General features: G+C 58.0%; 19 protein-coding genes, 1 tRNA gene and 1 pseudogene. 15 read left to right on the top strand and 6 right to left on the bottom strand.

Annotated elements, in window-relative coordinates:
• Positions 1 to 2: 2 nt before the first annotated feature.
• Together AC2YI2_RS14210 and AC2YI2_RS14205 are read right to left on the bottom strand one after the other, a co-directional pair.
• Positions 3 to 809, bottom strand: coding sequence for a phosphodiesterase (locus tag AC2YI2_RS14210; protein ID WP_487387124.1), 807 nt, complete (start codon positions 807 to 809; stop codon positions 3 to 5).
• Positions 810 to 860: 51 nt separating this feature from the next.
• Positions 861 to 2,222, bottom strand: coding sequence for an aspartate aminotransferase family protein (locus AC2YI2_RS14205; RefSeq protein WP_487387123.1), 1,362 nt, complete (start codon positions 2,220 to 2,222; stop codon positions 861 to 863).
• Between the two features lie 185 nt (positions 2,223 to 2,407).
• Between AC2YI2_RS14205 and AC2YI2_RS14200 the strand changes: the two genes are divergently transcribed.
• The 9 genes from AC2YI2_RS14200 (at position 2,408) to AC2YI2_RS14160 (ending at position 11,541) form a co-directional block, all read left to right on the top strand.
• Positions 2,408 to 3,766, top strand: coding sequence for a glutamine synthetase family protein (locus tag AC2YI2_RS14200; protein WP_487387122.1), 1,359 nt, complete (start codon positions 2,408 to 2,410; stop codon positions 3,764 to 3,766).
• Positions 3,767 to 3,774: 8 nt separating this feature from the next.
• Complete coding sequence (locus AC2YI2_RS14195; protein ID WP_487387121.1) at positions 3,775 to 4,479, top strand: transporter substrate-binding domain-containing protein; 705 nt, start codon at positions 3,775 to 3,777, stop codon at positions 4,477 to 4,479.
• A 17-nt stretch (positions 4,480 to 4,496) separates the two neighbouring features.
• Positions 4,497 to 6,167: an amidohydrolase gene (locus AC2YI2_RS14190; RefSeq protein WP_487387120.1), complete on the top strand. Its 1,671-nt coding sequence runs from the start codon at positions 4,497 to 4,499 to the stop codon at positions 6,165 to 6,167.
• A 188-nt stretch (positions 6,168 to 6,355) separates the two neighbouring features.
• Positions 6,356 to 7,453 (top strand): ABC transporter ATP-binding protein, encoded by a 1,098-nt coding sequence (locus tag AC2YI2_RS14185; protein ID WP_487387119.1) that lies wholly within the window; start codon positions 6,356 to 6,358, stop codon positions 7,451 to 7,453.
• Between the two features lies 1 nt (position 7,454).
• Entirely contained in the window at positions 7,455 to 8,375 is a 921-nt protein-coding gene (locus AC2YI2_RS14180) for an ABC transporter permease (protein WP_487387118.1), read from the top strand.
• Positions 8,368 to 9,168 carry an ABC transporter permease gene (locus tag AC2YI2_RS14175; RefSeq protein ID WP_487387117.1) on the top strand — a complete coding sequence of 267 codons (801 nt, stop codon included), beginning with the start codon at positions 8,368 to 8,370 and terminating at the stop codon, positions 9,166 to 9,168. The genes AC2YI2_RS14180 and AC2YI2_RS14175 overlap by 8 nt, the downstream gene beginning before the upstream one ends.
• Before the next feature lie 55 nt (positions 9,169 to 9,223).
• The gene (locus tag AC2YI2_RS14170; RefSeq protein ID WP_487387116.1) at positions 9,224 to 10,222 is read left to right on the top strand and encodes an ABC transporter substrate-binding protein; all 999 of its coding nucleotides are present in this window, start codon (positions 9,224 to 9,226) and stop codon (positions 10,220 to 10,222) included.
• A gap of 69 nt (positions 10,223 to 10,291) precedes the next feature.
• On the top strand, positions 10,292 to 11,323 hold the full coding sequence (locus AC2YI2_RS14165; RefSeq protein WP_487387115.1) for a histone deacetylase family protein: 1,032 nt from the start codon (positions 10,292 to 10,294) through the stop codon (positions 11,321 to 11,323).
• Positions 11,324 to 11,466: 143 nt separating this feature from the next.
• Positions 11,467 to 11,541 (top strand) — tRNA-Val (locus AC2YI2_RS14160).
• 37 nt (positions 11,542 to 11,578) lie between these two features.
• Here the strand turns inward: AC2YI2_RS14160 and AC2YI2_RS14155 are convergent.
• From AC2YI2_RS14155 to AC2YI2_RS14145, 3 genes are all read right to left on the bottom strand, one after another.
• A complete protein-coding gene (locus AC2YI2_RS14155) occupies positions 11,579 to 12,748 on the bottom strand; it encodes a site-specific integrase (RefSeq protein ID WP_487387114.1) in 1,170 nt (389 codons plus the stop codon).
• A gap of 262 nt (positions 12,749 to 13,010) precedes the next feature.
• Entirely contained in the window at positions 13,011 to 13,481 is a 471-nt protein-coding gene (locus AC2YI2_RS14150) for a hypothetical protein (protein ID WP_487387113.1), read from the bottom strand.
• A gap of 59 nt (positions 13,482 to 13,540) precedes the next feature.
• A complete protein-coding gene (locus tag AC2YI2_RS14145; RefSeq protein WP_487387112.1) occupies positions 13,541 to 13,798 on the bottom strand; it encodes an Arc family DNA-binding protein in 258 nt (85 codons plus the stop codon).
• Between the two features lie 112 nt (positions 13,799 to 13,910).
• Between AC2YI2_RS14145 and AC2YI2_RS14140 the strand changes: the two genes are divergently transcribed.
• Entirely contained in the window at positions 13,911 to 14,561 is a 651-nt protein-coding gene (locus AC2YI2_RS14140; RefSeq protein WP_487387111.1) for an Arc family DNA-binding protein, read from the top strand.
• 633 nt (positions 14,562 to 15,194) lie between these two features.
• On the opposite strand, the gene AC2YI2_RS14135 is transcribed toward AC2YI2_RS14140, so the two are convergent.
• The gene (locus tag AC2YI2_RS14135; RefSeq protein ID WP_487387110.1) at positions 15,195 to 15,776 is read right to left on the bottom strand and encodes a putative Ig domain-containing protein; all 582 of its coding nucleotides are present in this window, start codon (positions 15,774 to 15,776) and stop codon (positions 15,195 to 15,197) included.
• A gap of 133 nt (positions 15,777 to 15,909) precedes the next feature.
• Here AC2YI2_RS14135 and AC2YI2_RS14130 point away from each other — a divergent pair.
• From AC2YI2_RS14130 to AC2YI2_RS14110, 5 genes and pseudogenes are all read left to right on the top strand, one after another.
• Positions 15,910 to 16,820 (top strand): annotated as a pseudogene (locus AC2YI2_RS14130) (IS5 family transposase).
• Between the two features lie 195 nt (positions 16,821 to 17,015).
• On the top strand, positions 17,016 to 18,923 hold the full coding sequence (locus AC2YI2_RS14125) for a hypothetical protein (RefSeq protein ID WP_487387109.1): 1,908 nt from the start codon (positions 17,016 to 17,018) through the stop codon (positions 18,921 to 18,923).
• 87 nt (positions 18,924 to 19,010) lie between these two features.
• Positions 19,011 to 20,096 (top strand): FAD-dependent oxidoreductase, encoded by a 1,086-nt coding sequence (locus AC2YI2_RS14120; RefSeq protein WP_487387252.1) that lies wholly within the window; start codon positions 19,011 to 19,013, stop codon positions 20,094 to 20,096.
• A gap of 4 nt (positions 20,097 to 20,100) precedes the next feature.
• Positions 20,101 to 20,874, top strand: coding sequence for an NAD-dependent epimerase/dehydratase family protein (locus AC2YI2_RS14115; protein WP_487387108.1), 774 nt, complete (start codon positions 20,101 to 20,103; stop codon positions 20,872 to 20,874).
• A complete protein-coding gene (locus AC2YI2_RS14110; RefSeq protein ID WP_487387107.1) occupies positions 20,871 to 21,707 on the top strand; it encodes a sugar phosphate isomerase/epimerase family protein in 837 nt (278 codons plus the stop codon). The genes AC2YI2_RS14115 and AC2YI2_RS14110 overlap by 4 nt, the downstream gene beginning before the upstream one ends.
• Positions 21,708 to 21,764: the final 57 nt, after the last annotated feature.

The raw sequence follows: 21,764 nt of genomic DNA, 5'->3' as shown, positions 1-21,764 counted from the left end.
CATCAATACCAAGTGCCCCGTTCGGCATCCTTGGCCATCGCGGCAGGCCTGCGGTCATAGAAGGCATCGTTGTGGACGATGATCCCCTCGCCCGTCACATGCACCACGGCATAGGCCGGTGGCTCATGCGAATAGACAGTCTCCACGGAGCCGCCGACCAGCGGAAGCTGGTGGTTGAGCGACGGCAGCGCCGAGAAGCTGATGCCGCGCCACACGCCGCTGACCGCGCGATGGCCATGGCCGAAGAAGATGTGCTTGACGTCATGCCCCTGCAGCAGCGCTGCAAACTCTTCCGGATCATCGAGCATGATTTTATCCATCAGTTCATGCGCGATCGAAAAAGGCGGATGATGCATGAAGAGATAGACCGGCTTGCCCGCGGCCTTGTCGAGCTGCTGCGTAAGCCACTGCCGACGCTCCGGCGTGTAAAGCCCCGCCGAAGACGGCGGACCCTTGAGCGTATCGAGGAACAGGAAAACGCCCCCATGTTCCTCGCGCACCTGCTGCACGAAGCCGCCATAGTCGAGCGGAACATCGGAGAAGACCTGCTTGAAGTTCGAACGGTCGTCATGATTGCCGAGCATTAGCAGCACGGGCAGGTCGAGCGTCGCAAGCCGCTGCTTGAGCAGTTCATAGGCGGCCACTTCACCCCGCTCCGCAAGGTCGCCGGTGATGGCGACGAAGGCGGCATCGGCATGATGTTTGGCGATATCTGCCAGGCAGGCATCGAGCGTCTCGATCGGCTTGAGACCCCAGAGAACCTCATTCTCCTGGACGAGATGAAGGTCGGTGACGTGGATGAATTTCATGAGCTTCTCCGAGGCGCAGTCCGCTGTTCCTAGCGACACGCTGTGTCAGGACTATTTCAGTTTCTGCCACGTCGCGTCGAGCGCGTTCCGCAGCGTCTTGATCATGAAATCCACCTCCTCGTGGGTGATGATCAACGGCGGGGAAGCGAGCATGCGGTCGCCGGTGGCGCGCAGGATGAGACCCGCCTCGACACAATGATTGCGCACCAGCGTGCCGACCTCGTCGGGTTTCTCGAAGCGGGTCCGCGTCTTCTTGTCCTTGGCGAGTTGTACCGCCGCCATCAGGCCGACAGACTGCACTTCGCCGACCATATCGTGATCGAGCAGGCCGGCCAGCCCCTTGGCCAGGTAGGGTCCGATATCGTCGCGTACCCGGTCGACCAGCTTCTCCTCTTCGATGATTCGGAGATTTTCCAGCGCCGCCACCGCACAGACCGGATGGCCGGAATAGGTGTAGCCGTGGTTGAAATCGTCCGCCGTGATGACATCCGCGACATGGTCGCTGACCAGCACCCCGCCGATCGGCAGGTAACCGGACGACAGTCCCTTCGCCACCGGCGCCATGTCGGGCACGAAATCGAAATGCTGGTGGCCGAACCAGCTACCCGTGCGACCAAAACCGCAGATCACCTCATCTGCAACCAGCAGAATGTTGCGCGCCCGGCAGATCTTGATGATCTCCGGCCAGTAGCTGTCCGGCGGCACGATGACCCCGCCCGCACCCTGGATCGGCTCGGCGACGAAAGCCGCGACATTCTCCTCGCCGAGCTCGTCAATCTTCGCCTCGAGTTCACGCGCGACCTTGAGGCCGAACTCATCCGGCGTCATGTCGCCGCCCTCGGCATACCAGTAGGGCTGGCCGATATGGTGGATGCCCTCGATCGGCAGCGCGCCCTGTTCATGCATGTATTTCATGCCGCCGAGGCTGGCACCGGCCACCGTTGAGCCGTGATAGCCGTTCTTCCGCGCAATCACCTGCTTCTTCTGCGGCTGGCCCTTGGCCGCCCAATAGACGCGCGCCATGCGGAACCATGTGTCGGTGGCTTCGGAGCCCGAACCGGTGAAGAACACCTTGTTGAGCTTGCCGTTGGTGTGGGCGGTGATCTTCTCGGCCAGCAGCGCCGCGGGTGGCGTGGTCGTGCCGAAGAACAGATTGTAGTAGGGCAGTTCTTTCATCTGCCGCGCCACGGCATCGGCGATCTCGCAACGGCCATAGCCGATATTGACACACCAGAGGCCGGCAAAGGCGTCGAGATATTTCTTGCCCGTCGTATCCCACACCGTGGAGCCCTCGGCACGCTCGATGATGCGGCTACCCGTCGCATTCAGCTTGCTCATGTTGCTGAAGGGATGGATGTGGTGGGCCGCGTCGATGGCGCCGAGATTGGATAGCGCGGTGGCCGGTCTGGACATGAAACTTCTCCCCTGACGCCGCAGTTTTGGGCCGCCCCGGGATACATTCCGCGGGTCGTCCGGCCTGATTGAAAGGCGGCTTGAATTCGGCTACGAACATGACCTTGCCCGATCATTTTGGCAAGCCACCGGCAAAAATTTGCCCGTCCGGCCCAAAAATCTCGAAAAGCGAGCCATTTCGCATCATGAATCAACCGAAAAAGGCCGGGACCCTCAGCGATGCCGCCCTGCCCGCGCATATCGAAATCCTTCTCGTCGACATGAACGGCCGCCTGCGCGGCAAGCGCCTGCCGCCGGATGCGGAAAAGAAGATCTGGTCCGGCGCGGTGCGGCTTCCCGCCTCCACTCAGTCCCTCGACATCTGGGGCGATGACAACGACGACCTGACGCAGATTTCGCTCACGCTCGGCGACCCCGACGGCAAGGTGATCCCCGACAAGCGCAGCCATGTCGCCATGCCATGGGCCCCCGAAGGCTCGAGCCAGATGCTGGCGACGATGCACACGCTGTCCGATGAGGTGCACTTCTGTGACCCGCGCGGCATGCTGGCGAAAGTCCTCAAGCGCTACGACGCGCTCGGCCTCACTCCGGTCGTGGCGACCGAACTCGAATTCTACGTCATGGACGGCAAGAGCCGCGAGACCGGCATCCCGATGCCGCCGGCAGCGCTCACCTGCATGGGCGACAAGAACGGCTTCCAGCTCTACGAGATGGATGCCGTCGACAATATGAGCGAGTATCTCCAGACGGTGCGCGCCTACTCGGACGCCATGGGCCTCCCGGCCGATGCGACCACCGCCGAGTTCGGCGCGGGACAATTCGAGGTCAATCTCAACCATCGCCCCGACGCCTTGGCCGCCGCCGATGACTGTGTCTACCTCAAGCGCGTGGTCGAGCAGGCCGCCCGCAAATTCGGGCTCAAGTCGACCTGCATGGCCAAGCCCTATTCCGACCAGGCGGGTTCGGGCCTCCATGTCCATGCCAGCATCATCGACAAATCCGGCACCAATATCCTCGACGCCAGGGGTGGCGATCCGGTCAAGCTCAAGTCCATCACCGCGGGCATGCTGAGGACGATGCGCGCCACCCAGCTTCTCTTCGCCCCCTTCGCCAATTCCTACCGCCGTTTCCAGCCCGGTTCTTTCGCCCCGGTGGACGTCAACTGGGGCTATGGCAACCGCGGCACCGCGATCCGTATCCCCGAACGCGACGGTCCCGCCGCACGCGTCGAACATCGCGTCGCCGGCGCCGATGCCAACCCGTATTTCCTGCTCGCCGCGATGCTCGGCGGCATGCTGCTCGGCCTCGAGCAGGACCTCGATCCCGGCCCCGACACCAACCCGACGGGCGGTCCGGAGGCGTGCGACCGCCTTACCCACGATTTCCTGACGGCCGTCGAGGAATTTGCGGCGTCTGACTTCGTTGGCGACCTGCTCGGCAAGCAATATCAGAAGCTCTATGCCGACACGAAGCGTAAGGAAGCACTGACCTTCATGCGCACCGTATCGGACTTCGACTACCGGACCTACCTGCCGAGAATTTGAGACCCGCCTTGAAATTCGCCTATCTCATCGAGCCCCCCTTCAACTACCGCGACGCCGATGGCACCGTCACAGGCTGCGACGTCGAATTGGCGCGCTATGTGCTGGAAGAGCTCGGCGAGCCCTTCGAGCCGGTCGAAGCGGAATTCGCGGAGCTGCTGCCGGGGCTCGGCCAGAGCCGCTGGCAGATGACGACTGGCCTCTTCGCAACCGAGGAACGAAAGCGCTACGCGCTTTTCAGCCGCCCGATCTGGGCGCTGCCGGATGGTCTACTGGTCGCGAAGGGCAATCCCCTCGGCTTGGTCGGCTATCGGTCAGCGGCAGCGAAAGGCATTCGGGTCGCCGCGATCCAAGGCCAGGTGCAGCACCAGGCGGCACTGGACTTCGGCGTCGGTGCCGATCGGCTCCAGATTTTCGATACCTATGAGCAGGCTGCCGATGCTGTGGCGACCGGGGCGGTGGATGCCTATGCCAGCGTCGCCCGCGCCCACACAGGTTTCCTGGCCCAGCATCCGGAGCTGTCGCTCGATGTGGTCAGCGTTCCCGCAAGTGAAAAGCTCCCCGCCCGCGGCTCCTTTGGTTTCGCTCGCCACGACGAGGCCCTCTGCCGCTCGGTCGGCGCCATCCTCGAACGCTTCATCGGCACACCGGAACATCGCGCCTTGATGGCCCGTTTCGGCTTCGATGACTCCGAGATCGACCTTCTCCTGACATAAGCCCAGCGGAAATTCTGATGTCCATGCCCTCGCCCATCCTCATCACCAATGCCAGGATCCTGACGATGGACCCGGCCAATCCCCGCGCCGAGGCCATCCTGCTCAGGGACGGCCGGATCGCCGCCGTTGGCAGCCGCGCGGCGGTGGAAGCGCTGAAGACGGCGGATACCCGTGTCATCGATGCCGGCCGCAACACCGTGCTGCCCGGCCTCTCGGAAAACCATCTCCACCTTTTCTCCGGCTCGGCCGAACTCGATCACCTCCAGCTCAAGGGCATCAAGGGTTACGAAGCCCTTGAGCTTGCGGCGCGTGCCTATGCCGCCGACATGCCCGACGAGAAGGTGCTGTTCGGTCAGGGTGCCGATTACACGATCCTAGGCGACGAGCGCGTCACCCGCCACCATCTCGACCGCATCCTCCCCGACCGCCCCTTCGCGATCTTCGCACCCGACCACCACACGGCCTGGGCCAATACCAAGGCGCTGGAACTCGCCGGCCTGCTGCGTGGCAAGGAACTCGGCCCCGGCAACGAGGTTGTGATGGGCGAGGATGGCCTCGCCACGGGCGAACTGCGCGAAATGGAGGCCTTTGGCCCTCTGCAGTCAGCCGCCGGCTTCGATCGCTACCGCCTCGGTCTCGCCACAGGCGGCGAGCCCGATCCCTATCCCACCGGCACGGACTACGAGAAGGACATCGCGGTGATGCGCCGCGGGCTCGACTATTGCGCCCGCCACGGCTTCACCTCCCTGCAATGCATGGACGGCAATCTCTATCAGCTCGAACTCTTGGCCGAGATCGAGAAGCGCGACGGCTTCCTGCCGCTCCGCGTCCGCGTCCCGTTCCATCTCAAGAATTTCATGCCGCTCTCCATGCTGGAGAAGGCATCGAAGATGGTGGAGAAATACAATTCGGATTTCCTCAGCTCCGGCACCGTCAAGATGTTCTATGACGGCGTGATCGACAGCTGGACCGCAATCATGGTCGAGCCCTATGCCAACAAGCCGGATTCGACCGGTGGCCAGAGCCTGTTCACGCCTGACGAGATGAAGGCGGCCGCCATCGAAATCGACCGCCGCGGCCTGCAGATCGCCGTTCACGCCATCGGCGATGGCGCGGTCCGCGCCGTGCTCGACGGTTACGAAGCCGCCCGCGACGCCAATGGCGCACGCGACAGCCGCCATCGTATCGAACATGTCGAGGTCATCCATCCCGCCGATATCCATCGTTTCAAAGAGCTTGGCGCCATCGCCTCGATGCAGCCGCCGCATCCGCCCGGCTCGATGGGCCTTCCGCTCGAACCGACCGTGTCGATGATCGGCCGCGACCGCTGGCCCTATTCCTATGCCTGGCGCACCCTCAAGGACGCCGGCGCCCATATCCCCTTCGCCTCCGACTGGCCCGTCTCGCCGATCGATCCGCTCGAAGGCATCGAGGCTGCCATGACGCGCAAGACGTGGCAGGACAGCGACCCCGACCAGAGTTTCACGCTGATGGAGGCCATTGCAGCCTATACGATCGAGGGCGCCTATGCCGAATTCGCCGAGGATCGGAAGGGCATGTTGAAGCAGGGCTATTTCGCCGACGTCACGATGTTGGATGGCGATATCGAAGCTGTCGTGCCGGAGCGGATCCATGCGATCCGCCCACGAACCGTGATCTGTGGCGGACGGGTGACCTTCGAGGCCTGATCGCAGCGGGCAAGCCAGTGCCGCCTTAAGTTGCCGGAGCTGGCAACTCGTCGCGTCGTCATATGGCCGGCATCGCCTTTTCCGATCCCTACCGTCGCGAAATTGTTGAACGACCGCCTAGAATCCTGATTGTCAATCGCGTTTCCCTGTGGTCATCTAGCCGCAATAACAGGGAACAGCATTAGAAAATGACAGCGAACAACGCGATCGAAATTCGCGGCGTGTCGAAATTCTACGGCTATGGCGAACACCGCGTCGCTGCCGTCAGCGGCGCCAACCTCGCCATTCGACAGAATGAATTCTTCACCCTCCTCGGCCCCTCAGGCTGCGGCAAGACCACGCTTCTCCGGCTGATCGCCGGCTTCGAATTTCCGCAGGAAGGCGAGCTTCTGTTGTATGGCGAGAACATCGCCGCCATGCCGCCCTACAAGCGGCCCGTCAACACCGTCTTCCAGAGCTACGCGCTCTTCCCGCACATGACGGTGTCCGACAATATCGGTTTCGGATTGAAGATGCTCGGCAAGCCGCAGGCTGAGGTTGATGCCCGCGTTGGCGCGATGCTCAAGCTCGTGCGCATGGAGCAATTCGCCAAGCGCCAGACCAGTCAGCTCTCCGGCGGCCAGCAGCAGCGCGTGGCCCTCGCCCGGGCGCTCGCACCACAGCCCAAGGTGCTGTTGCTCGACGAGCCGCTCTCGGCGCTCGATTACAAGCTCCGCAAGGAGATGCAGATCGAGCTCAAGCGCCTGCAGACCGAGACCGGCATCACCTTCGTCTTCGTCACCCACGACCAGGAAGAAGCGCTGACCATGTCCGACCGCATCGCGGTCATGTCGTCGGGCAATATCCTGCAGGTTGGCAGCCCGCGCGAAATCTACGACACGCCGGCCAATCGTTTCGTCGCCGACTTCATCGGCGAAACCAATTTTCTCAAGGGCAAGATCACGGCGATCGACGGCGGCAATGCCGCGCTCACACTGCCTGCCGGCGCCACACTTTCCGCCGCTTCACCTGACAATGCCAAGAGCGGCGACGAGATCACCGTCATGGTTCGACCCGAACATGCGCGGCTCGCCAACGCCGAACGGGGCGAGCAGGCGATTCTGACCGGGGCACTTTCCGACATCATCTATTTCGGCACCGATACCTATTTCAACGTGAAGCTCCCCGACGGCGAGATCTTCACCGTCCGCCAACAGAACCGACCTGGCGAGGAAAACGTCCGGAATGTCGGAGATGCGGCGGGCGTCACCTTCTCGCCCAGCGCCATCCGCGTGCTGAGGGCATGACATGACGCCGCAGCAGCAACTCATCGAGAACGAAGCCAGGCGGGATATCCGCAACCGCTGGCTCCTCTCGGCTCCGGCGCTGGTCATCATCCTGCTTGCCGCCACAGGTCCCCTGCTGGTCGTGTTGCTTTACTCCTTCCTGACGCCGGGTCCCTATGGCGATGTGATCTGGAGTGGCTCTTCCGACGGCTGGGTCGGCGTTTTCCTGCAGCGCGATATTTTCGATGACACGCTATCGTTCGCCGATGCTCATCTGTCGATCTTCCTGCGCTCGCTGAAGCTCTCGATCCTGACAACACTGCTGGCGCTCGCTCTCGGTTTTCCCACGGCCTATTTCATCGCCACGCGGCCACAGCGAACGCGCGAGCTATGGGTCTTCTTGATCACCATTCCCTTTTGGACCAATCTTCTCATCCGCACATTTGCGATGCTCGAAATCATCCGCAATCAGGGCCTGGTCAATACGGCGCTGATCAAGCTCGGGGTGATTTCGTCGCCGATCCAGATGCTGTTCACCGACGGTGCCATCCTGGCCGGGATGGTTTATGTCTACCTGCCTCTGATGGTTCTGCCGCTCTATGCCAGCATGGAAAAGCTGGACTTCCGGCTGGTCGAGGCCGGATACGACCTCTATGCGACGCCGTTTCAGGTACTGCGCAGGATTATCATCCCGCTGGTGAAACCCGGCATGATCGCCGGCTCCATCCTTGTCTTCATCCCCTCGCTCGGCGCCTATGTCACGCCGTCAGTGCTCGGTGGCGGAAAGAACATGATGCTGGGCAACCTGATCGAGCTGCAGTTCGGGCAGGGACGAAACTGGCCTCTCGGTTCGGCGATTTCGATCACGCTCATGGTAATCGTCATGGTGGCGTTGCTCTTCTATGTGCGTAATGCCGGCTCGGGAGAGCGCAGTCATGGCTAGAAGTTTCGACATTCGCCGCCAGACCGGCTTCACGGCGATCGCGATGGTGGCCTTCTTCGCGCTCTACCTGCCGATCGCCGTGCTCGTGATCTTCGCATTCAATGCCGGCGAGAACCTGTCGCAGTGGGATGGGTTGTCATTACGATGGTTCGATAAGGCCATCAACAATGTCCAAGTCATTGATGCCGCAATCCGGTCTCTACAGATCGCGGTGATCGCAGCCCTGATCGCAACCGCCGCTGCTACGCTCGCGGCCATAGCAACAACCCGAACCTCGGGTTATCGCGGCCTGACCGCGAAATATGCTTTCCTCAACCTGCCCCTGATGGTGCCGGAAATCGTCACCGCCGTGGCACTGTTGATCGTGTTCTCGCGCATCAAGATCTGGACCGGCTATTCTGGGCTCGGCTTTCTGATTGCCGCCCACACCGCCTTCTGCATCCCCTTCGCCTATCTTCCCGTGCGGGCGCGGCTCGAGAACATGGACACGACGCTGGAAAAAGCAGCTGCCGATCTCTACGCCACGCCGTTCAACGCCTTCCGCTTCATCACGTTGCCGCTGCTTTGGCCGGGTATCATCGCCGGCTTCATGCTCGCCTTCGTGATTTCGCTCGACGACGTCGTCATTACAGAATTTGTGAAGTCCGGCGGCCAGGATACGCTGCCGACCTATATGCTCGGCCAGATCCGACGGGCGACGACGCCTGAGGTCAATGCGATATCGACAGTCTTCCTGCTTCTGTCGATCGCAGCGGTGACCATCTTCTTCTTCATCAATCGAAAACGTGCGTAAGACAAGAAAGGGAATAACAGTGAAAACGGGTAGGAAAATTCTGGCGGCAGCGGCCATGCTGTTCGCATCAACGGTGATGGCGCATGCCGACGGCGTGCTCAACATCTACAACTGGGGCAATTATACCAGCCCCGACATGATCAAGAAGTTCGAGAAGGAAAACAACGTCAAGGTCACGATCACCGACTATGACTCCAACGACACGGCGCTCGCCAAGGTCCGCCAGGGCGGTCACGGCTTTGACATCGTGGTTCCGTCACAGAACTATGTGCCGATATGGATTTCGGAAGGTCTGCTGCTCGAGACCGATCCGTCCAAGATGCCGAACTTCAAGAACGTCGCCAAGCAATGGGCCGATCCGCCCTTCGATCCGGGTCGCAATTATACCGTTCCGTGGGCCATGGGCACGGTCGGCACGGTCGTGAACACCGACGTCTACAAGGGCGACATCAACACTTGGGACATCGTCTTCAAGACCCCGGACGAGCTCAAGGGCAAGGTCAATGTCGTCCCTGAAATGAACGACGTCATTGACGCGGCCGTTCTCTATAATGGCGGCACGAAGTGCACGGGCGATCTCACCATTCTCAAGAAGGTGCGCGACACGCTGGTGGCCGCAAAGCCCAACTGGGTCGCCATGGAATATGGCACCATCGAAAAGATGGTGTCTGGCGACTTTTCCGCATCGAGCGACTGGAACGGATCGGCCTTCCGTCAGCGCCTGCAGAACCCTGCGATCCGCTACGGCTATCCGAAGGAAGGCTTTGTTTATTGGTCGGACAATCTCGCCGTCCTCAAGGATGCGCAGAATGTCGAGAATGCCAAGCTGTTCCAGAACTTCATGATGGATCCTGAGAATGCCGGCTTGAATTCTTCCTTCCATCGCTATGCAAACGGCATCGACGGTTCGGACAAGTTCATGCCCGCTGACATGAAGGACGCGCCCGAGATCAAGGTGCCGGAAGAATTCGCCAGCAAGGGCGTGCAGTCCCAGACCTGCCCGCCAGAAGTCCAGGCGCTCTACACCAAGATCTGGACCGAGCTGCAGAAGTAACATCCGCCGACATCGGGGCCGCCCCGCCGATGGTGCGGGGCGGCCCTTCTTTAATGCGAGTATGCAATCATGAAGTCAGTCTATTCGCCGCGCCATCATGGCCATTCCGGCAATGTCGAGCTCGTCGCAGGCGCCATCGTGCCGGCCTACGAAATGCCATCGCGCGCGGAATTCGTCCTGTCGCGCCTCAATGAGGTCAAGCTGGGGCCGGTCATCCAACCCGACGATCACAGCCTGGCGACCGCGGCAAAGGTCCATGACAAGGCCTATCTCGATTTCCTGCCGACCATCTATGATCGCTGGAAGGCGGAAGGCCGCACCGGCACCGCCCTTCCCTTCACCTGGCCGACCCGCGGCCTGCGTGGCGACAAGCTGCCGGAACATATCGACGGCCAGCTCGGCTTTTATTCCTTCGACGGCGGTTGCGGCTTCGTCGAGGGCACCTGGGACGCGATCAAGTCGTCGCATGACGTGGCGCTCACGGCGGCCAGCCTCGTCAATGGCGGCGAACGGGCAGCCTTCGCGCTTTGTCGCCCACCGGGCCATCATTCGGGCCACAATTTCATGGCCGGCTATTGCTACATCAACAACGCGGCCGTCGCTGCCCAATGGTTCCTCGACCAGGGCGCAAAACGCGTCTCGATCCTCGATGTCGACTACCATCACGGCAACGGCACGCAGGAGATCTTCTATCGTCGCTCGGACGTGCAGGTGATCAACCTCCATGCCGACCCGATGCAGGAATATCCCTATTTCCTCGGCCACGCCGACGAGACGGGCGAAGGCGCCGGCGCGGGCTTCAATCTCAACTATCCGATGCGCTGGGGCACGAGCTGGGAGACCTGGAACGCCGCGCTCGAGGACGCCTGCAGCAAGCTTGCGGCCTATGCGCCCGATGTCGTCGTCCTCTCGCTCGGCGTCGACACCTATGAGAAGGACCCGATCTCGAAGTTCAAGCTGAAGACCGAGGATTTCCCCAGGATCGGCGCCCGTATCGCCAGGCTCGGCCTGCCGACGCTGGTCGTCATGGAAGGCGGCTACGCCGTCGCCGACATCGGCACCAACGCCGTCGGCGTCCTGACAGGTTTCGAAGGCGGTTGACAGGGGATTTGGGCGCACCAGGCCGCGCCCCCAGAATTGCCGGCAATTGGCGCCCGACATCCCTTGCATTGCCCGGTGAAAACTGGTAGTCAGGCGCCAATCCGCACGAAGGACAATGATTTATCATTGTTTTTCAACGAGATGGGCGTGTAGCTCAGCGGGAGAGCACTTCGTTCACACCGAAGGGGTCACAGGTTCGATCCCTGTCACGCCCACCATCTCGATCCCCTGAAATCGTTTCGTTTTCTTGAGTTCTCATCGTCCAGTCCTTTCTTCTAAAGTCTTGCGGCCCAAGCTTTGCCCACGAAACCGCCTTTTGGCGGCCGGCATATGCTCAGGCGAATGGTGTCCATAAGTGTCGCGAATGACCTTTTCCGAGGCCCCGACGAAGCCGGCAACCTCCCAGATCGGCACGCCGCGTTGAAGCATCCATGTGATGCAAGTGTGGCGCAGAATGTGAGGCGTCACGTCCTCGCCGAGTCCGGCGAGTTCACGCGCGCGCTTCCAACCGCGCCGCTCTTTCTTGATCAGCCGGCCCGCATACTCGATCGGTCCCTGCGTGGTCAGTCTCTTCCAGCGCCGCGCATGCGGCAACAGATTCTCGGGAAGAGGCACCGGGGGCCGGCGTTTGGGCGTTTCGCGCTGCCGCTCCCCGCGCCGGTAGAGAACTTCATTCTCGATGTCGAACCATCCGCCGCGACTATTCCGCGTCCAGCGCAGATTGAGGATCGCATCGTGACGAGTGGCCGAATAGAAGCCGATCAGGATAAACCGTGCGACATGATAAGCCGGCTTCTGGACCCGTCCCCATTTGACCGGTTGTCGAGTCACGGCGTCGAACGCGACCGGAGCGATGCCCAGGGCCCCTGCAACCAGGCGTGCCGCCTCGGAGCGCGTCAGCCACCTCTCGCGCGGCAGCGATTTCGCCGGCAGTGTCACGGTCACGGGATAAAGCAGTTTTCGCTGTTTGTGCGCATAGTTCAGCGCCGCCTGCATCGTCTCAAGGTCACGTCGCGCCGTCGGCTCCTTGACCATACGCCGGCCGACCTTCCCGGCCATCCGCGCCGCCGTGTAGGCAGCGCAACTCGCGTCATCGATCGCATCGCAAGTCTTCTCGCCCCAGAATTCGCCGAGGTTCAGCAAATGCCCCGCCGCCTGTTCGGGATGCGCCAATTTCGGCGCGACCTGTTGCCCATACAGGTTCAACACATCGGCAATTAGAACGACCGCCGGATCCTTGTTCGCCCAATCAGGCTTGTATTTCCGCGCTAAGTATTCGGCGAGTGCTTTTTCAGCCCCGACACGGTCAGCCTCAAGGCATCCAGTGCTGATTTCGCCCCGACCGCTGTCGAGGATGACGAAAACGGACGGTCGCCCTTTTCGCTCTCTGAGATAGAGCCGAGGCCCCTTGGATTTGCGCGGCATAATTCTCTCATCCGTCGAATATGACCTGTTGTGGTATACCAGCGCCCGCCGATCTTCTCGCCAACCAGGCGACCGCGATCAATTTCGCCTTGGAGTGACCGAGCGGACATAGACTGGTCGGGAAACGCAAAGTGGGCGGCGACTGCCAGTGTCAAAGGCGTGTCGTCGCCCACAAGTTCGGCCGGCGGCAAAACTGCCTGCCGACGCTGTCGGGCGCGCGGCTGGGCAGTAACGGCCGTCGGGCCGCCAGCGTCCGGCGCGTTCATTCGGCACCTGCCCCGGCGGTCGAGCCCTGGCGGGGGTGCGGGTGATCGCCTTTGGTGTCGAGGTGAGCCCGCATTGCCTCTCCAAGCCGCATGACGCCGCCCCAGATACGATCGAAATGGGAGGCGATGACGGAACCGGCCTGCGGTCGTTGCAAATCGCTATTGACGGCGGTCATTAGTGGCAATCCGGAGGTCGTCGACAATAACCTGAACAGTAAAAGAGAAGGCGAATGATGCATTGCGCGTGCCGCCGCCCAAGCGATCTTCGTGGCTTGCGTCATACCCGCGTTTAGCCCGCTTACGCCGATGTTGATCATGCGCGCGTCATCAACCAGTTCAGTAGTTTCCCTGGCGCGATCCTCGATCAAACACGAGGTCTGCATGGTAGTCCCGAGCCGCTGCCGAGGGGCGGCCGAACGGCCACCTTCATAAAGCTGCGAAAGCGTTTCGATCAGCGCGGTCGACACTGCGCGCTGTCCGACGCACTTACATGTTAGCTGGTTGTCGGGACGATCCCACGTACGACTTACATGTTCGACCGGTTCGGATGTAGGTATCGATGGCATTTGCGGCTCTCCTGTAATTCCAGAAAGAAAATGCTCCACCGGTTCCTGAGCGGACACGGAGCCATTATTGCCAGCCGAGCGTTGCGGCGATCGCTCATGATCAGTAACAACTTCGAATTCATGGGACGGCGGTTCTCAGTTGCAATCTGCTTGACTCGCTCACCCATGCCATCAGGCAGACGAACCAGAAAGCGACCCGCTCGTTGACTTAGTTGCATGGGCTCCCTCATAATAGTGATTCACTATCATACGAGTCATAGTTAATTGCTATCATTGCCGCAAGTGAATTTTAATAGTTAATCACTATCATCAAACCAGGGTAGCAATGGAATGGCACGCGGCGACTCCCCCAGCGAAAAACAGGATCAATTCGTGCTCCGCATGCCCGATGGAATGCGCGAACAATTGAGGAAAGTCGCAAAAAAGAACGGGCGCTCGATGAACGCCGAAATCGTCGCTCGGCTGGAGCGTACACTGGAGGTTGGCGCACCAGCGCTCCGGGAAATCGAGACTTTGAGAGCCGCCACAGATCTTGCGATAGCGTCAGCAAGTAAGTCAGATTTAGATCTAAGCAAGCATCTTGTTATATCCCAAGCATTCTGCTTGGCTATATTGAAAGACAGGAACGGAACATCAGATCGCATTCGCAAACTTGCGGAAGATATGCATGATGTTTATTACGCGGAATTTCACGAAGCAGGCGAAGATAAAAGAATATCTCTTCTCAGGCAAATTGCTAATGTGCCAGAAGAAAGCATTGAGTTTTTCGATGCCAACAGCGCCGATCCAGCTGTCGGGTTTACCCGGGAGGAATACTTTGAGGCACGATCGATTCGTGACGCCATAGAGCAAGACCCAAACATCCTCAGGAGCACTCTGGACGAAATGTTAGCTCGCGGCGATGAGCCTACCAAAGCTCGGCTGATGCGAGAGTTGGCAATTAGGGTCGGCGGCGCCGCTAAACGAACGACGACGAAGTAAAGGCGAGCGATGGGGAGAGAGGGGACGGAACATCTTCAAGAGGCATCGAAGCAAACTTTACCACGTGTCGCCTACGACATATGATGCATGATCGATTTGTCCAGCAAGTGGTCGGCCTGCAGTGTGCGCTGCCAGCCGGCGAGATGCCGATTTGAGTAGTCCTCTCGCGATCGAGTGAGAGGTGGAAGAGAACTGCCGCAGGCGGCGCACCTTCTGTCGTAAACATACGGGCGCGGCACTTGCAGGAGAACGGGGAGGACAAACGCCACAAACTGTGTGTTCTATGATGTTCCCTCGACACAGGGCGCACCGTCAGTCAGGCATGCTGCGTCTTGCGCCCATGCTGCACTGGCCGGGACCAAGCAAGTCCGTCTTTTTGGTGGCGCGCGGATAGCGTTTTGGCAGAGATTTGCGGACTTCTCGACAGACGGTGCACCAACCACAGATGCGCGGTCAGAGGACAAAATCACTGGCCGCAAGATCGATCTCGCCGTTGACGACGAGATAGAACTCGGCTTGCTTATCCCTGTCGGTAGTGCCGTAGACATGGGTTTGCCGCCGTCAATTCAGTCGGGAATCTGGCCGCCGGCCCCCGTCACAGTCGGTATCGAAGCGGAACATCTGGTTGCCCCCTTACCTCGAATTGGGATCGATCCCGCTGGCGTCTGCCCGGTCGCCGTCGGCGATGCTGAAATCCATGATCGTGTCGAACAAGCCCGAGTGGAATGTGGATTCAGAAGAGCCGCGGTGGGCGAAGGTGTCGGCACCCGCTTCGCACCAGAGTTCGTCGGCGCCGCGGGCGCCGGCGATGAAATCGTCGCCGCCACCTGCGTTGACGATATCGTTGCCCGCAAACGCAAAGATGTTCTCCCCGGCATCCGTCCCGGCGAGGTCGTCGGCGCCTGTGGTGCCGAAAATGTCGTCACCGCCGGCGCTGTCGCCGATATCGAGTTCGAAAGTTTCGCTGGCGGTTCCGGTGCCGTCGCTCGCGGTGACCACGATCGATAGCGTGCCGATGTCGCCGGCGCCGGGGGTGCCGGACAAAGTGCGGGTCGCGGCGTCAAAACTGAGCCAGGCAGGCAGCGCCCCGCCGCCGGTAAGGGTGGCGGAATGGGTGAGCACGTCGCCGTTGGGATCGGTGAAACTACCCACAGGAATGGGGAAACTGAAAGAACGCGCCCGGCTCGGCATCCTGGCCGAAATAGCGCGATTCACTGCTGGATGAAAGCTGAGTGGCAGGCCAGCAGGTCAGTCGTTCTAGCGCCCTGATTAGTGCCAATCACCTACAGGAACTTAGATCGGCAGTGCTCAGAGCCTGTCCGAGAATGGGGGTTGAGTGATCCGGCCGATGATCATTCCAGGAAGGTGTCTGAAGCCTGAATGGAAGCGCCATGTGGACCCGACCACCCGGCGGCAGTGTAGTCGCACTCAGCCACGATACGAAACCGACCCGACGGATGCGGAGGGGGAGGTAATCGCCCCCCTTCTCCTACGGCCGGCCGAGAGAGGGCGTAAGCCAGCCAGGCCAGTGCGAGAGATCATCAACGCCATCTTCTATGTTCTGCGAGGCGGAACGGAATACCCAGGCGTCTCGCCCCCCAAGAACCTACCGCCCAATAGCACGGTGTGCGGCTATTTCTACCGTTGGCGCAACACCCGTGTCTTCACGAGATCAGTCACCGCCTCGTCATCATGGGTCGCGAACCGACCTGCCGCGCGGCTTCACCGAGCGCCGCTGTGCTAGACGGGCCAAAGCGTCAAAACCACCGAAAGTGGTGGTCCGCAAGGTTGCGATGCAGACAACAAAATCAAGGGCCGCAAACAACAGAGGTGGTCGATATGGGTGGACGCGCGCTCGTGCTCGATCCTCAACCGGCTGATGTGCGGGATCGGGATGGTGTCGTTCAGGTTCTGCGGCTGTCGCGAAAATCATTCCCATTCGTCGTAAAGGCCTTTGCCGACATGGGCAACTCCGGTGACAGGCCGCAAAATGCAACACTTATCGATGTCGAGATCGTCCGCAAACCGAAGGACCAGATCGGCTTTGCCGTTCATCCAGAGCGGTGGGTTGTTGAGCGCTTCTTCGCCTGGATCAGCCGAAACCGGCGGCTCTGGCAGGACCTGGAAGCGACAATCGAATCCGCCAAGGCCTTCCTTTATGCAGCATCCATCATGACCCTCGTCAGACGCATTGAACCGCTCTTCAGGAATTCTCGGACAGACTCTAACCTTGTCTACGATTTATGGTCACGCGATTGAGAGCGAAATGCCAGCGCGGCAGCCACGGAGGCCGCGACAGAGTGTGTCGGGAGCCTCACTTGGTAAGACTTCTTTCCGCTTGCGGGCTGAGGGCCTCGGAGGGCCCTAAACATAAGGTTGGCCTGAACAGGCAAAAATCTTTCGATATTTTTCAAATCCACCGTCTAGCGGCGGGCAGACCGCATCGGTTGCAGGATGACAAAATATACGTATATGACGGTACCCATTTCCTCCCGCCGGCAACGAAGCGAAAGGCAAAGCATGATATTGCACCACCAACGGCTCGACAAGCAAAACAGACACACACTGGTATTAGGTGTCGACGGCGGAACAAAGTCGCTAAAATTCGGCGTTGAACTGCCACAAATAAAGGAAAGCTGGGTACCGCACAACTTGATCAGCTTAGACAATAAATACCACTTCCTTACGTTTGCGGGGAGGGACGACCATCACAGCCGCGCGCACTGGGTGTTGAACAGCGATCTAACGTTGCGCTGGTATGACCTGAAAACTTTCGTGGACAATTTGGTCGAAACGAGCGACTTCGAGTCGATCTATGTGCCAATATCTCAGATCGTCTCCCTCCAGGGTTTGGAGTTCGCCATCGATGACGTATATGACATCATCAAAGTAATATACATCTACGTGGGAGACCGGAAGGAAGCATGTATATTTACACATAGTGAGGGCTACAATGATATGGGCGCGCAACACCTGGCCGAGCTAAACGACAGCTTTCCACATTTTTATTCTTCAAAGCCGCAAGCAATTATGCCGCATAATCTGTCGGAAGGACGAATTCGAACGAAATCATTCGGAGAGAATAATATAGAATTCGACATGTTTCTTCCTTTGGATGATTTGCGATTTTTTGCTTTTAACTCAGATCCGGAAAATGATTATATTGGTCTCATGGCCGGGTACACCCGAAGCATCGTGGTGCTGGCGGACGCCTCCGACAATAGGCTGTATTGTTCACAGCACACCCTTCAAACAATGAATTTTCGGTCCTTCCAATATGTTAAAGCCAAGTTGATCATTCGGTGGCTTGGATGTGTCCTTTGCGCGCGCACTGCCGAAAGATTTAGCAAAGTTGGATTGGTATTTCGGGAAGCGCATCTTGGTCACTATATTTGGAGTGAATTGAGCTCAGTGGAGGATGTCAGGTCGCAGCAGCGGGAGCCTTATTTGTTTCTGACCAAGCAATGCAGTGAGCCGGTTTTTCCGATTGCAGAAATCTATCCGGAATATATTGGGCGGATTACTTATGGCACGGACACACCCGACTACCTGAAAGCCTCGGCGCTGATGGATATAGATTTTTTTCCATTCATGTCCTATCGCGTCTCAAAGGATTTGTCGCAGCGCGTCATGAGGGTGGCGCGCGCGCTCGATCCCGAATATGTGCGGGTGATGTCAAAACGGAAGAAGGATAACTTCCTGCTACTTATTGGTTTGAGGCTCGAGAACCGCGTCTGGATCCGTCAAGCGCAAGGCTATATGGAGTTGATCAAAAAGTTGGCGCGTGAATCCGATTGGAGGTTTACAGTTATCTTCGATGGGCACAACTATCTAGATCCGGCCGCACATACTTTCGTAACTAGCTATCATGAGCAAAGCTCCGAGATTGAAGACGGCTTGCCCAAGATAGTAGGCCTGGAAAAGGCGTTAGTTGGGGAAATCAAACGATTTGTTTCAGATCGCCAGCTCGACAACATCACCATCTTTGACGAAATACCCTGCTCGATGGCTCGAAGTCTCATAAGCTCGGCTTTCTGTGACTACTTCATAACTCATTGGGGAGCGGGCCTCGCAAAGTACAAGTGGATCGCCAACGCGGAGGGACTAATCCTCAGTTCCAAAATGGTGCTCAGCGGCAAGAGCGATTTGCGCATTTATGATACGCCAGAGTTTCTTGAGGAAGCAGTCGAAGCCGACTACTATCCTTACGAGCAGGTGTATGACCTGGATGATTCAATGTCCGAAATCCAAACGAATCAACCGACTCGCACCAACTTCGATACCTCACCGGAATTCTTTGCGAACTTTGCACACGGCCAGATTAGGAAGCGAATGGCAGCGAAAGACCGGTTGAGAGATTGACCTAATTCTTGCACTGCGGCGATGAGAGGTGCAAATCCATGAATAGCACCAAGTTGCTCTCCATATGAAAGGAAACAAGCCGTGAGCATGCGCGTAGCCGTTGTCGGTGGAGGCTGGTACGGGTGCCACATTGCAAGCAGCCTGCTTGCATTGGGCTTCGAGGTCCGCCTGTTCGAAAAAAACAGTCGACTCATGCATGAGGCATCTGGAAACAACCAGTTCCGCCTACACATGGGCTTTCATTATGCGAGACATCACGGGACACGGGTTCAGTCACGTGACGGCTACCTGCGCTTTTTGGAGCGCTATTCTGCGTTAAGTGAGAAAATTGAGCAGAATATCTATGCGGTGCCTCTAACAAATAGTCTTATTGATTGGAACACTTACAAATTGATAATGACGTCAACAGGACTAGATTATCGAGAAATAGATCATGAGGGCATCGGCTTAGAAAATATTAACGGCGCCATGATTGTCGACGAGCGTGTTCTTATGATTGAACGATCCAGACGCTATTTCATGCGCTTACTGGGCGGGAATCTCGTACTGGACCATTCAGTTTCGTCTATTGCGCCTAACCGCACTAAAGTCGAGGTTGACGGCGATCTCTATGACTATGTAGTCGATGCAACTTGGGGCCATCATTCGAAGCTTCCCATAAAGACTTATTATGAGCCTACAATTCTGTTATACTATGAAGCAAGAGAGGATATGCCAGCCGTAACTTTTGTCGATGGCCCCCTATGCTCCGTATATCCCACCGAAGATCGCAAGATATATACACTTTCGAGCGTTAAATTTACGCCGCTGGGCAGGACGGATAGTTCAAATGAAGCACGCAGGATTCTCAATCTGATTAACGCTGAAATCGTTTCTCATAAGGTCGCTGATATGGAAGAGCAAATTTCAGAGTATATGGGCGATTTTCGACAGAAATACAAGTTTATGGGTCCACAGCTCGCGATAAAGACGAAGCCCATTGGGCTGTTTGATGATCGTAGTTGTGGAGTTTATCGCGATGGAAATATATTCCGGGTGATGTCCGGCAAGATAGATACTATCTTCTTTGCTCTCGAGCGTATCCTTGCCTTCATGCAGGAAGGCAACAGCCCACCAGCGGACAGGGAAGACTACGTGCTCCGCAAAGATATTTTGATGAGAGTGGAAGAGTGAAAGAATGCAGCAAGCGCTAATCGGCCATTCCGGTTTCGTCGGTAGCAACCTTCTTGAATCCGATAGATTCACTGAGGCCTACAACTCCAAGAATATCTCTGATATCCGAGGGAAGAAGTTTGACCGCATAATTTGTGCCGGGGCCTCAGCGCTAAAATGGTGGGCGAACAAGAATCCTGAAGAAGATCTGGCCAATATCAATAATCTGATTGCCCATCTCGATACGGTCGAAAGTGAAAGGTTTACGCTCATTTCGACCATCGATGTCTATCGCGATCCCCGAAAGGTAACGGAACTTGACATTCCGCAACCGGAGGGCCTGCATGCCTATGGTCTGCATCGCCTCTTCTTGGAGAACCAGGTGAAGGCGCGATTTCCATCTAGCCACATTGTTCGCTTGCCAGCCCTATTCGGCAACCATTTGCGCAAGAATGTCATTTTTGATTTGATTCACAACAATCAAGTCAATCTTATCAATCCCTTGAGTGTTTTTGCATGGTATCCAGTTGAACGTCTCAGTAGCGATCTCAAGCTCATTGAAACACACAATCTCGACGTCATCAATTTGGCGACTGAGCCGCTACCAGTGTCCGAAATAGTCGCCAAGTTCTTCCCGTATTCAGTGATAGGGCCTGAGAGCCAACCCGCCCCCTATTACGATTTTCATACGATCTATGCGGGGATCTTCGACAAAAGTGGAGATTATATTATGTATCGGACAGAAGTGTTGGCTAAGTTGGGCGAATTCCTTGCGAACTTTGGTTTGAAGGCGTTATGAAGCTCGGCGTTTCAAATCTAGCGTGGCGCCGCGACGAGGAAGAATTTGCGCTAGCGGTGCTACAAGAGCAGGGTGCGTCGGGTGTGGAAGTTGCGCCTACAAGGCTCGGTGACTGGTCCGAGCTTACCCCGAAGGTTCTGGCGGATTACCGGGGAAGATGTGCATCATTCGGGCTTTCCATACCCTCCCTGCAGGCTATATTTTTCAATCGACCGGATGCTCAGCTCCTAGGCACAGAGAATGATTTCGCACGTTTGCAGGAACATATGAAAGTGGTCGGGTCGATTTGCAATTCTCTAGGTTCCAAGATCGCCGTGTTCGGTTCACCGCAAAATCGTCGGAGAGGTGACATGCCGCTCGAGCAGGCAATAGCCTTGGGACTGGATAGGATGCGAAGATTAGGCGATGTAGCGGCTGCTTCCGATTTCATCATCGGCATTGAGCCAGTGCCGATCTACTATAAATGCGATTTTCTCAATCGCATTGACGATCTGAGCAGCTTTGTTACCGCGTGCGATCACCCGCACGTGATGATACATATGGACACGGCATGTGTAAGCCTGGCAGGCGATAACCCCGCAAGGAAGATCAGGGAACTTGAGGGGAGGTTCGCACATTTCCACGTGTCAGAGCCTGACCTTGGCGATTTCACAAATCCAAAATGTGCCCATGCCGCCATCGGCACAGCTCTTTGGCAAACCTCCTACGAAGGTTGGATTGTTATCGAGATGCGTGAATCTCATTCGAATAGCATTCCAAGAATACGACAAGCATTGCTTGAGGTCGACAGCGCGTATTTTGAAAGATGTCAAATATCGAAGGTTATCGAATAGGCATGGACGGATATGCTTTCATCGTGGTGACCTGCTTGACCTGCCACTGAGAATTTC

The sequence above is a fragment of the Rhizobium sp. SRI_017 genome (genome assembly GCF_057586295.1).
Note: the sequence above shows the minus strand (reverse complement) of the source record. Positions and strands in the feature narration are given on the sequence as shown.